Consider the following 12,832-nt stretch of genomic DNA (forward strand, 5'->3'; position numbering starts at 1 on the left):
AAGTGAAAATATACACCAAAACTGGAGATAAAGGAACTACTAGCCTTGTTGGTGGAGATAGAGCTGAAAAGCATGATTTAAGAGTATGGGCTTATGGAACTATAGATGAAGTAAATTCATCTATAGGTGTAGCAAGAGCTTATATTAAAGAAAAAGAGTTTTCAGAAATACTTTTGAAAATTCAAAAGACTCTTTTTGAAGTTGGGGCTGAACTTGCTTCTCTTGGAACAGATTATTACAAGGAAAGAATAAAAGATGAGGATATAACATTTCTTGAAGAAACTATAGACAAACTAGATGGACTTAAGCCCTCCTTTAATGGATTTATAGTACCTGGAGGAACTGTAGAGTCAGCACATCTTGATATTGCAAGAACAGTTGTAAGAAGAGCTGAAAGATGTATATCTGAGCTTAAAAATAACTATGAAGTTAGCAAAAATTTAATGAAGTATACTAATAGGTTATCTGATGGTCTTTATGCTGTAGCTAGATATTTTGATTACAAAGATATAATGGAAAAGACCAAAGAAAATATAGAAAAGTTTAATCAAAGTGGCAAAATGGAAGATAATTGTCATATAGAAGAGATTAATAAAACCATGCTTAATATGACAGTTATTGATAGAGAAACTGCTAAATATATAGCTGAAAAATGTGCAGAAAAATCCCATGAAGTTGGTGTACCTATGGTTATTTGCATAACAGACTTTAGTGGAAACATTACATTGCTTGAGCGTATGGATGATTCTCTACTTGCAAGTATAGAAATAGCCATGAAAAAGGCATATACGGCAGCAGCGCTTAAATCTCCAACTCATGAATTAAGAGAAGCATCATTGCCAACTGGTGAACTTTATGGAATTAATAACGTTGAAAAAATAATAACCTTTGGTGGAGGATTTCCGCTAAAAATAAATGGAAAAATAATAGGTGCAATAGGAGTCAGTGGTGGTACCGTTGAACAGGATATGAAAGTTGCACAATATGGATTAAAAGCTTTTGAGGGGGTTTTGACAAATGGAATTACAAAGTAATGAATTATCACTTATAATAGAAAAAGTTTTAAAGGAAATGAATAAAAAGGAATTAAAAGAAGAAGTTAGCGATGGAGTATTTGACACTATGGAGGAAGCTATAGAGGCAGCATATGAAGCTCAGAAAAAGTTCTCAAGCTATACAATTGAACAACGTGAAAAATTAATAGCTGCTATGAGAAAAGCAATAATTGATAATGCTATGGAGATAGCAAATCTTTGTGTTAATGAATCAGGAATGGGCAGAGTTGATCATAAATATTTAAAGTTGAAGTTAACAGCAGAAAAGACACCAGGAACTGAAGTGTTACAGACCACAGCTTTTACAGGGGATAAAGGGCTTACACTTGTGGAAAATGGTGCTTTTGGTGTTATAGGATCAATTACACCATCTACCAATCCAGCAGCTACAGTTGCATGTAATGGAATAGGAATGCTTGCAGGAGGAAATACTGCTGTATTTTCACCACATCCAGGAGCTTTTAGATCATCTTTAGCTATGCTTAGAGCATTAAATAAAGCAATAAAAGAAGCAGGTGGACCAGACAACTTACTTACATCAGTTAAAAAGCCATCAATAGAAAGTACAAATTCAATGATGAAAAATGACAAAATAAGAATGGTAGTTGCAACAGGTGGACCTGGAATAGTTAAAATGGTTCTTTCATCAGGAAGGAAGGCTATAGGTGCTGGAGCAGGAAATCCTCCAGTAGTAGTTGATGAAACAGCAGATATCAAAAAGGCTGCAAGAGATATAATTGCTGGCTGTACTTTTGATAACAACTTACCTTGTATAGCAGAAAAAGAAGCTTTAGTAGTTGAAGCAGTTTATGAAGAGTTAATAAAAGAAATGAAAAATAATAGAGCAGTATATGAATTAAATGATGAGGAAGCTGCTAAAGTAGCTGAATTAGTATTGGTTCATAATAAAGAAAAAAATACTTATTCTATAAACAAAGCTTTTGTAGGAAAAGATGCTAAATATATATTACAAAACATTGGCAAAAATGATGCTGAAGGAGTTGAATGCTTAATATATAGAGCAGAAAATAGCCATCCTTTTGTTCAAGAAGAACTTATGATGCCTATTCTTCCTATAGTTAAAACAAAGGATTTCGAAGAAGCATTAAAGCTTGCTGTTCAAGATGAACATGGAAATAGACACACAGCTATTATGCATTCTAAAAATGTAGACAATTTAACTAAAATGGCTAGAGCAATAGATACAACAATATTTGTTAAGAATGCACCATCCTATGCTGGAATTGGTTTTGGCGGTGAAGGATATACTACCTTTACTATAGCTGGACCTACTGGAGAAGGGTTAACTAATGCAGTTTCCTTCACTAGAAAGAGAAGATGTACTATGGCGGAGTCATTTAGAATAGTGTAATACAGTATATTATGGACAAAGTATTTTGTTAACTTTTGAAGATACAAAACTTTTTTAGAGGACAGAGGACAATTGACAGAGGACAATGAAGGATGATTTTTCTACGCTGCGCTACGAAAAATCTTTAATCAAATTTTTGATAGCTCGTTTCGCTAAAGCGAAACATTGATGATTTATATAAATTTAAAAATTCTTTTGCAATAGCAAAATAAGCTTTAAAATAAAGTAGTTTTCCGACGTAAGGAAGAAAACTCACCTTCATTGTCCTCTGTCCTCTGTCAAATGTCCTCTAAAAAATGCTTTGCAATATTCTTAAACTACGAAAGTTAAATAAATAATAATTGTCAATTTTAAACTAAAAGGGGAGGTGTAATTGTGGACTTGCTTGAAAAAATTCAACAAGCTGGAATTATAGGTGCAGGTGGAGCTGGTTTTCCTACTCATATTAAGTTAAACTGCAAGGTTGAGTATTTCATAGTAAATGGATTAGAGTGTGAACCATTACTTCAATCAGATAAATATATGATGAGAAATAAAAGCGATGAAATAGTACAAGCAGTAGAAGAAATAGGTAAAGCTATTGGAGCAAAGCATTTAGTAATAGGATTAAAAGAAGAGTATAGAGATGAAATACAAGCATTAAAAAATTCTATAGAAAAATTTAATTCTAAGATAAAACTTCATTTAAGTAGAGCTTTTTATCCAGCAGGAGATGAACAAGTTTTGGTCTATGAAGTAACTGGAAGAACAATACCACCAGCGGGAATTCCACTAAATGTTGGAGCTGTGGTTTCAAATTCTGGTACCATACTCAATATATTTGAAGCTATGCAGGATAAGGCTGTTACTTATAAATTTGTTACTGTTATAGGTGAAGTAGCTAAACCTTCCATTGTTAAAGTACCTATAGGCACAAAAGTAAAAGAGGTTTTAGAAAAATGTGGTGGTGTGCTTACTAAAGACTATGCAATAATAATGGGTGGTCCTATGATGGGAAAGAGAATGTCAAAGGATCAAATAGAAGGTAGAGTTATTACAAAAACTGATGGTGCAATTATAGTACTGCCAGAGGATCATTATTTAGCTCAAAGAGAACGAATGACCATTGAACATATAAAAAATCAAGCTAAGTCAGCTTGCATACAATGTCATTTCTGTACGGATATGTGTCCTAGAAATCTTATAGGACATCCAATAAATCCCCATAAAATTATGAGAAGTATTGCACTAAAAGAACAGAACGAGGAAGTACTTAAGCAAGCAATGATATGTTGTGAGTGTGGAGTATGTGAAATGTATGCTTGCCCTATGAGATTATCACCTAAGCGTATCAATGTTTATGTGAAAGGAATGTTAAGAGAAAGTGGAGTAAAATGGCAGAATACTACAAATACATTTACACCTAATATACTAAGAGACTATAGAAAAGTTCCTACAGGTAGATTAATAGCTAGATTGCAGCTTGATAAATATAGAAAACAAAGATTGCAGGAAGGTGAAGGGATAAATCCTGCTGAAGTGAAAATTCCTTTAAGGCAAGGAATAGGTGCAGGAACAATTCCTGTTGTCAATGTTGGAGATACTGTGGAAAAAGGACAGCTTATAGGAAAAGTTGAAGAGGGAAAAATGGGAGCCAATGTTCATGCTAGTATTAATGGTACAATTTCTGAAATAAGCGATAGTATAGCTATAAAAGCTATTTAAGCAGAGGTGATAAAATGATAAGAACTATAGGATTGATAGAATTAAATAGTATTGCTCATGGAATACAAGTTGCAGATGAAATGATTAAATCTGCAGAAGTAGATTTACTTTTAGCTAAAACTGTTTGTCCGGGTAAATATATTATTTTGATTACAGGAAATGTGGGCGCTGTTCAAGCAGCTATTAATCGTGGAGAAGCTGCAGGAAAAGAATCTGTAATTAATAAATTATTAGTTCCAAATGTGCATCCGCAGGTAATTCCTGCAATTAATGCAGCTAATAATGTTGAAAAATTAAAAGATTTAGGAGTGTTAGAATTCTTTAGTATTGCGTCTGCTATTATTGCTGCTGATGCTGCTGTTAAATCAGCAAATGTAGATTTAATAGAGGTTAGATTAGGAGTTGGAATTGGAGGAAAGGCTTTCATAACACTTACTGGTGACATAAGTTCAGTTAATAATGCTGTAACAGTGGGAGCAAATACTGCTCTTGAAAGTGGAATGCTAGTAAATAAAGCTGTAATAGCTGCTCCAAGAAAAGAATTACTTCAAAGTTTATTGTAACTTCTTAATGAGTTTAAAACTGTTGGCAATTTTGCTGTTATAGTGGTTATTGTACTATTAGAACATTATATATTATACGAAAAAGAAGGGATTATATGAATACGTTTAGCGTTAAGCCTAAAATTTATTTTGATAATGGATCAGTAGAATATTTAAAAAATATAAAAAATAAAAAAGTGTGTATAGTTACAGATCCATTTATGCTGAAATCAGGTGCTGCAGATAAGATAATTAGTATTTTAAAATCTAATAAAGTGGAGTATGAAATTTTTTCAGAGATAAAACCAGATCCGCCAATTGCAACTGTTGCTGCAGGAGTAAATAAAATGATAAATTTTAAGCCAGATGTGATAGTTGCATTAGGTGGTGGTTCTTCAATTGATGCTACAAAAAGCATTATACTATTTACTGTTAAAATACTAAATGCCAGTGGAGATGAATATTCTAAGCCATTATTTATAGCTATTCCAACTACTAGTGGTACTGGATCTGAGGTTACTTCTTTTTCAGTAATTACTATGGGAAATGCAAAGTTTCCTCTAGTTGATGATGAAATGATTCCAGATATAGCTATAATAGATGCAGATTTTGTTAAAACAGTACCTGCACAAATAACAGCAGATACCGCAATGGATGTTTTAACTCATGCTATTGAAGCTTATGTTTCCACAAATAATTCTGATTATACAGATGCTCTTGCTGAAAAAGCTGTAAAATTAGTATTTGAATATTTACTCAAAGCTTATAAAGATGGAAACAATGTGATAGCAAGGGAAAAACTCCATAACGCATCTTGCATGGCAGGAATAGCATTTACAAATGCAAATTTAGGAATAAATCATAGTATAGCTCATACTATAGGAGGAAATTTTCATATTCCTCATGGTAGGGCAAATGCAATTGTTTTACCTTATGTAATTAAATTTAATGCAAATCTTGAAGCACAGGAAGAAACAGAAACAGCAAAAAGATATGCTGAATTATCTAAAGTATTAGGTTTACCATGTTCATCAATAGAAGAGGGAGTTAATAGCCTTATTTGTGCAATAAATATACTTGGTAAAGAAACAAATATTCCTAAAAATTTAAAAGAAGCAAGTATAGATGAAAATAGCCTATTTAACAAGCTGGAAAATATGGCAGATGCAGCATTAAAAGATAATTGTACAAAAACTAATCCAAGAATACCTACTAAAGAAGATATAGTAAACTTAATTAAAGAAATTTATGGTGAGTAAATTATATTAAAATATGAGGGGGAAATTATTATGAGAAATAATTTATTTGGTGAATGTTTAGCGGAAGTTTTAGGAACCTTTGTCTTTATGTTTATAGGAATAGGAACTGTTGCTTCATTAGTTGCAGCAGGGACAAACATAACCTTTTGGGACTTATCCATATGTTGGGGACTAGCAATAACCATATCAGTATTTATATTTGGAGTTATTTCAGGTGCACATTTAAATCCATCAGTTACAATAGCACTTGCAGTATGGAAGGGTTTTGATAAAAAGAAAGTTGTTCCATTTATTATATCTCAAATAATAGGAGCTTTTTTAGCAGCAGCATTAGCTTATGCATTATATGGATCAACTATTACAGCTTTTGAAAGCACTAAAAATATAGTTAGAGCATCAAGTGCAGGTTGGGCTACAGCTGGAATATTTACTACTTTTCCAAAGGCAGGTCTAACAATGGCTAATGCATTTTTAGTAGAAATGTGTATTACTGCATTTTTAGTATTAGTTATATTTGCAGTGTCAGATGGAAGAAATGAAGGATGTCCTAAAGCAGGATTTCCAGCAATAGCTATAGGTTTAACTGTAGCATTTATAGGAGTTTCTTTTGGACCATTAACTGGTTTCTCAATGAATTTAGCACGTGACTTTGGACCAAGATTATTCTGCATGTTAGCAGGATGGGGACCATCAGTGCTTGGACCTAACTCATATGGACTTATTGTACCAATGTTTGCACCAATTATAGGTGGACTTATTGGAGGAGGCATATATGAAAAATTAGTTGCACCTTATTTACCAAGTGCAAAATAGTATCAAAGCAATATAGTACTATTTAAAATTTTATTATGAAATAATTTATAAAAAATAAAAGCTAAGTTTATAACTTGGCTTTTATTTTTATACGTATATAGTAAGCATAATGCGACACAACATTTTCAAAGGACAATTGACAGAGGACAGAGGACAATGAAGGTGAGTTTTCCTCCTTATGTCAGAAAACTAATTTATTTTTAAGCTTGTTTTGCTAAAGCAAAACATCGCTTAAGCAGGCAGCTGAAATCTATGATTTTTAGATAATTTTGCTTGATTAGAAAGCATTTCTTAAAAGCAAAAAAATATGAGTTTTTTTAAAATTAAAGATTTTTCGTAGTATAGCGGAGAAAAATCATCCTTCACTGTCCTCTGTCAATTGTCCTCCGTCCTCTGAAAAGGATGCATCGTATTATTTTTAAACTATGGAAGTTGAGCTTAAAATTATGATTTCGACGAAGTTTTATTTACATAAAATTTCCTTAATTGCAAATAATATTATAAAAGCATTCTTTAGTTTTTTTAGTAAACAAAATCTTAAAAAATAAATAATTAAATAAGGTGAATATGATTTATAACCTTACTTTAAATATGTACGATGCAAAATCAATGTGCTAAAATAAAGTTACATTAAATGATGAATTCATTATTTCATAGCAAATACATAATAAAAAGGAGTAGTTCGATGAAAAAGGTAATTATAATATTTACTGGTGGAACAATATCCATGAAAAAAGATGAAAATGACGCAGCAGTACCATCTATGGGTGGTGGAGATATACTTGAGTTAACTCCGGGTATAGAAAAAATTGCACAAATAGATTTTTTAGATTTTGGCATGGTTCCAGGGCCTCATATGACTCCAGAAAAAATGCTAGAGTTATCTAAAATAATAAGCAAGAAAGTTGAAATTGAAGGCTACGATGGAGTAGTAATTACTCATGGTACAGATTCATTAGAGGAAACTGCATATCTTGTAGATTTAACTTATAATGGATTAAAGCCTGTAGTATTTGTTGGTTCAATGAAAAATAGTTCTGAATTTGGATGGGATGGTCCTTCCAATTTAATGGATGCAGTTAATACTGTAATATCTGAAGATGCAGTTAATAAGGGTGTAATGGTAGTTATGAATAAAGAAATACATTCTGCTTCTCAGGTAACTAAAACTAGCACTTATTCATTAGATACTTTTAAAAGTATGGATTTTGGACCTATTGGAATTGTTGATAATAATAAGGCCAATTTTTATTACAGCTATGATAAAAAACAATATATTCCTGCAGATAAAGTTGATGGAAATGTAGCACTTATAAAATGTGGTTGTGGTATGGATGATAGCATTTTAAGATTTTGTGTGGATTCTGGAAGTCATGGAATAGTAATTGAAGGTATGGGAAGAGGAAATATTCCTCCTAAAATGGTATCAGGTGTGGAATATGCTTTAAGTAAGAATATAGCTGTAGTTTTAGTTTCAAGATGCCTTAAAGGAAAAGTTTCAGCGGATTATGGATATGAAGGTGCAGGAAGAGAACTTACTGAAAAAGGAGTAATTCTTGGAGACAACTTACCTGGTCAGAAGGCTAGAATCAAACTTATAGCAGCTTTAGGTTTTACAAGAGATTTAAATAAAATAAAAGAAATATTTGAGAAGAAGTTTTATTAAAAAACATCTTTTTAGGAGGTGTGTTTTATGGATATTACTGATTATAAAATAATTGAAATACTTCTTGAAGATGGAAGGATATCTATGAAGGAACTGGCACAAAAGGTATCCTTAAGTGCACCAGCAGTGGCAGAAAGAATGAAAAGGCTTGAAGATGCAAATATTATATCTGGTTACAAAGCTATTATAAACTATGAAAAACTGGGAAAAAATATTAATGTACTTATAAATTTAGATATGAAAGTGCAAAACACTAAAAAGTTTATGGAATTTATAAGTACTGAAGAGTCAATAGTAGAATGTCATCATGTTACTGGGCCTTATTGTAAAATTCTTAGAGCAAGATTAGGAAGTATTGAAGAGTTGGAAAGACTAATTGAGAAAATACAGAGATTTGGAAACACAGAGACATTTATAATACTTTCTTCAATGGTAAAAGATAAAGTTGAGCTTGATGTGGAAGAGGATTAAGTACAGTGCTGAAAAATATTAAAATTATATAGCAAAATTTTCAAATTAAAGATGAATTAATCAGGAGGAAAAATTATGAATAACTATAATCTTCAACGTGAAGAAATAGAAAGAGTTTATGGAAAAATTAGCCCTTTTGAACTTAAAGATAGATTAATAAGTTTAGCTGAAGAATGTAAGGAAAGTGGTGCACATTCACTATTAGACGCAGGTAGAGGAAATCCTAACTGGATTGCAGCAACACCTAGAGAAGCTTTCTTTACATTTGGTCAGTTTGCTGTAGAAGAAAGCCGCAGAGTATGGAGTGATAATGATTTAGGTGGCATGCCTCAAAAATCAGGAATTAGAGCTAGATTTTTAGAGTTTTTAAATAAAAATGAAAATGCACCAGGAATTGAACTTTTAAGAAGAATGATTAATTATGGTGTGACAGTAAAAGGTTTTGATGCTGATGATTGGATATATGAACTAGTAGATGGAATTATTGGAGATAATTATCCAGTACCAGATAGAATGCTTAAACATGTGGAAAGTATAGTTCATGATTATTTAATTCAAGAACTATGTTATAATGAGCCTTTACAAAGAAAGTTTGATTTATTTGCAGTGGAAGGAGCTACTGCAGGAATGTGCTATATTTTTGACAGTTTAATTGCAAATAATATACTATCAAAAGGAGATAAAATAGCACTTATGGCTCCAATTTTTACTCCTTATTTAGAAATTCCACATTTACCAAGATACAATTTTGAAGTAGTTGAGCTTTTAGCAGAAGAAGTGGGTGAAAATGGAACACATACAGGTCAATATTCTTATTCAGAACTTGAAAAACTTTGTGATCCAAGTATAAAAGCCTTATTTATAGTTAATCCAAGTAATCCCCTTTCTGTAGCAATGAAGCCAGAAATAGTAAAGGATTTGAAGGAAATTGTAGAAAACCATAATCCTGATCTTATGATTATTTCAGATGATGTATATGGTACTTTTGTAGATGATTTTCATTCATTAATGGCAGACTTGCCTTATAATACCATTGGTGTATATTCATTCTCGAAATATTTTGGAGTAACAGGTTGGAGACTTGGAACAATTGCACTATATGAAAATAATGTATTTGATAAGCTGCTTAGAGAACTTGATGATGATAAAAAAGAAAGAGCAAGAATACGTTATTCTGGAATTTCAACTAACCCTGAATCAATTCCTTTTATTGATAGAATTGTGGCAGACAGCAGGCAGGTAGCTCTTAACCATACTGCAGGATTATCTACTCCTCAGCAGGTGCAAATGGCATTTTTCTCATTATTTGCTTTAGTGGATAAGGAAAATAGATATAAAAAGTTAACTAAAGATATTTGTCATCGTCGTCAAAAATTATTGTTTAAAGGATTAGGATTGAAACTTACAAAGGACCCATTTGATGCTGCATATTATACTCAGTTTGATTTATTAGAATGGGCTAAATATAACTATAGTGAAGAATTTGCTAATTACTTAAAAAATAATTATAGACCAATAGATGTTTTGTTAAAGCTTGCAGAAGAATCTTCTATTGTACTTTTAAGTGGAAGTGGTTTTCATGGACCTGAATGGTCTATAAGAATATCTCTTGCAAATTTAAGTGATGAATGTTATTCAAAAATTGGAGAGGTTATTCGTAAAATATTAGAAAACTATGCTGAAGATTGGAAACAAATAAAGGGTTAAAAATGAAATAAAACATTCAATAAAATGAAAAAAGTTAATATTATGAAAATATATTTTTGTATTGACAATAGAAAATATGAATGTTAGAATTAAAAAAATCAAGAAAACAAAACAGTTTGAAAAATAAATTTTCAAAAATATTTAAAAAATGTATTGACAGGAAATAAAATCTAAGGTATACTCATATACAACATTAAAAACTGTGATAGGGACCAAGTAAATATGGTTAATATTTTAAAGAGAGTGAACGCTTTGGTGGAAGTTCATAAATGTTACATATTGAAACTCACCCTGGAGTTGCAAGCTGAAATAATAGTAAGCTGTGCCGGTGCAAGCCGTTATATAATTGAGTAATAAATTTGGGTGGTAACGCGACAGATCTTCGCCCCATAGCGGAGGTCTGTTTTTTTTATACAAATTATTTGGACTATATAAAATAATATAAAAGCTTAGATAGGGATCAAGTAAATATGATTAGTGTTTTACAGAGAGTGGAAGTAGGTGAAAATCCACAAATACTGCATATTGAAACTCACCCTGGAGCTGCAGGCTGAAATAATAGTAAGCTGTGCCGGTTATGCCGTTATAAAATCAAGTGAAAAATTTGGGTGGTACCGCGAACAGACTTCTCGCCCCATGGTGGATGGCTGTTTTTTTTATACCTAAAATTAATTAGATATAAATTTCCAACTTATCATTGGAAACTTATTATATATCCTTTGTAAAATAATGTAAAATATGTAATTGAAAGGAGGGAAAATAATGTCAAAATTTCAAGGCAAATCACAATCAGTAAATTTTAAGGGGGTTAATTCAATGGTATCAGAATGGAATAAAAATAGTTCAGTAAATGATTCAGAAGTTTTAGTTTCTCAAAATAATAGTGCATACTATGAATATTTAAGGGAAATGAAAAATGGAGACTTCAATGACACTTGTGATTATGCAGCATCTTTTATGACATTTTAAAAGTTAAAAGAATTATATTAAAAAGGAGGTTAAATCAATGTCTGAAGAATGGAATAAAAATAGTTCAGTAGATAATACAGAAGTTTTAGTTTCTCAAAATGGTGGGGCATATTATGAATATTTGAGAGACATGAAAAATGGAGATTTCAATGATACTTGTGATTATTCAACATCTTTTATGACATTTTAAAAGTTAAGAAAAATTGTATTAACAAAAGTATATTAAATAAAAAAACTCATGAATAAATTAGGGGGAAACGGAAATGGCAAAAATGTATTACGATAAGGACGCAAATTTAGAATTATTAGCAGGAAAAAAGGTAGCAATTATAGGTTACGGAAGTCAGGGACACGCTCATGCACTTAACTTAAAAGATAGTGGAGTAGATGTTTGTGTAGGATTATATAAAGGCAGCAAATCTTGGGGCATTGCAGAAGAAGCAGGACTTAAAGTAATGGAAGCTTCAGAAGCAGCAAAAATAGCTGATTTTATAATGATATTAATACCTGATGAAAAACAAGCAGCACTTTACAAGGAAAGTATAGCACCAAATCTTACAGAAGGAAAAACTTTAATGTTTGCTCATGGTTTTAACATCCATTATGGACAAATAAAACCACCTGCTGATGTGGATGTATTGATGGTTGCTCCTAAGGGACCAGGACATACTGTAAGAAGTCAGTATAAAGAAGGAAAAGGAGTACCTTGCTTAATTGCAATGCACCAGGATTATAGTGGAAAGGCAAAGGAATATGCTTTAGCTTATGCAAAGGGAATTGGTGGTTCTAGAGCAGGAGTTTTGGAAACTACATTCCAGGAAGAAACAGAAACAGATCTTTTCGGAGAACAAGCAGTATTATGTGGTGGAGTTTGCGAACTTATAAAGGCTGGATTCCAAACTTTAGTAGAAGCTGGCTATCAACCTGAAAGTGCATATTTTGAATGTTGTCACGAACTTAAATTGATTGTAGATCTTATAAATCAAGGTGGATTAGGCTATATGAGATATTCAATAAGCGATACAGCTGAATATGGAGATTATGTAAGTGGAAAGAGAGTCATTACAGAAGAAAGTAAAAAGGGAATGAAGGGAATTTTGAAGGATATTCAAGATGGAGTTTTTGCTAGAAACTGGCTTCTTGAAAATCAAATAAATCGTCCAAATTTCAATGCTGTTAGAAGACAAGAAAAGCAGCAGCAAATAGAAACTGTTGGTGAAGAACTTAGAAAAATGATGACTTGGAATAAAAAGTAGTAAATTTAGCACTATAGG

The 12,832-nt window shown here is 31.8% G+C and carries 12 protein-coding genes and 2 other annotated features; all 12 genes read left to right on the forward strand.

What is annotated here, in order from left to right; all coding sequences use genetic code 11:
* Positions 1–2: 2 nt before the first annotated feature.
* The 12 genes from Ccar_RS06100 to ilvC all read left to right on the forward strand — a co-directional run bounded on the left by Ccar_RS06100 (position 3) and on the right by ilvC (position 12,814).
* Positions 3–1,034 (forward strand): cob(I)yrinic acid a,c-diamide adenosyltransferase, encoded by a 1,032-nt coding sequence (locus tag Ccar_RS06100; protein ID WP_007059947.1) that lies wholly within the window; start codon positions 3–5, stop codon positions 1,032–1,034.
* The gene (locus Ccar_RS06105) at positions 1,018–2,427 is read left to right on the forward strand and encodes an aldehyde dehydrogenase family protein (RefSeq protein WP_007059946.1); all 1,410 of its coding nucleotides are present in this window, start codon (positions 1,018–1,020) and stop codon (positions 2,425–2,427) included. The genes Ccar_RS06100 and Ccar_RS06105 overlap by 17 nt, the downstream gene beginning before the upstream one ends.
* Before the next feature lie 375 nt (positions 2,428–2,802).
* Positions 2,803–4,131, forward strand: a complete 1,329-nt coding sequence (locus tag Ccar_RS06110; protein ID WP_007059945.1) for a 4Fe-4S dicluster domain-containing protein — start codon at positions 2,803–2,805, stop codon at positions 4,129–4,131.
* Positions 4,132–4,145: 14 nt separating this feature from the next.
* Positions 4,146–4,694 (forward strand): BMC domain-containing protein, encoded by a 549-nt coding sequence (locus Ccar_RS06115; protein WP_007059944.1) that lies wholly within the window; start codon positions 4,146–4,148, stop codon positions 4,692–4,694.
* A gap of 95 nt (positions 4,695–4,789) precedes the next feature.
* A complete protein-coding gene (locus tag Ccar_RS06120; RefSeq protein ID WP_007059943.1) occupies positions 4,790–5,932 on the forward strand; it encodes a 1-propanol dehydrogenase PduQ in 1,143 nt (380 codons plus the stop codon).
* A gap of 30 nt (positions 5,933–5,962) precedes the next feature.
* Positions 5,963–6,745: an MIP/aquaporin family protein gene (locus Ccar_RS06125; protein ID WP_007059942.1), complete on the forward strand. Its 783-nt coding sequence runs from the start codon at positions 5,963–5,965 to the stop codon at positions 6,743–6,745.
* A 685-nt stretch (positions 6,746–7,430) separates the two neighbouring features.
* Positions 7,431–8,411, forward strand: a complete 981-nt coding sequence (locus tag Ccar_RS06130; protein WP_007059941.1) for an asparaginase — start codon at positions 7,431–7,433, stop codon at positions 8,409–8,411.
* A gap of 27 nt (positions 8,412–8,438) precedes the next feature.
* Positions 8,439–8,882: an Lrp/AsnC family transcriptional regulator gene (locus tag Ccar_RS06135; protein ID WP_007059940.1), complete on the forward strand. Its 444-nt coding sequence runs from the start codon at positions 8,439–8,441 to the stop codon at positions 8,880–8,882.
* 75 nt (positions 8,883–8,957) lie between these two features.
* Positions 8,958–10,589 carry an aspartate 4-decarboxylase gene (gene aspD, locus Ccar_RS06140; RefSeq protein ID WP_007059939.1) on the forward strand — a complete coding sequence of 544 codons (1,632 nt, stop codon included), beginning with the start codon at positions 8,958–8,960 and terminating at the stop codon, positions 10,587–10,589.
* 193 nt (positions 10,590–10,782) lie between these two features.
* Positions 10,783–10,982: a binding site (T-box leader), on the forward strand.
* Between the two features lie 48 nt (positions 10,983–11,030).
* Positions 11,031–11,229 (forward strand) — a binding site (T-box leader).
* A 122-nt stretch (positions 11,230–11,351) separates the two neighbouring features.
* Complete coding sequence (locus Ccar_RS06145; protein WP_007059938.1) at positions 11,352–11,558, forward strand: hypothetical protein; 207 nt, start codon at positions 11,352–11,354, stop codon at positions 11,556–11,558.
* Positions 11,559–11,595: 37 nt separating this feature from the next.
* Positions 11,596–11,748: a hypothetical protein gene (locus tag Ccar_RS26990; RefSeq protein ID WP_007059937.1), complete on the forward strand. Its 153-nt coding sequence runs from the start codon at positions 11,596–11,598 to the stop codon at positions 11,746–11,748.
* 73 nt (positions 11,749–11,821) lie between these two features.
* A complete protein-coding gene (ilvC, locus tag Ccar_RS06150; protein ID WP_007059936.1) occupies positions 11,822–12,814 on the forward strand; it encodes a ketol-acid reductoisomerase in 993 nt (330 codons plus the stop codon).
* Positions 12,815–12,832: the final 18 nt, after the last annotated feature.

Origin of the sequence: Clostridium carboxidivorans P7 (genome assembly GCF_001038625.1) — a bacterium.
In the GTDB taxonomy this organism is placed as follows: domain Bacteria; phylum Bacillota; class Clostridia; order Clostridiales; family Clostridiaceae; genus Clostridium_AM; species Clostridium_AM carboxidivorans.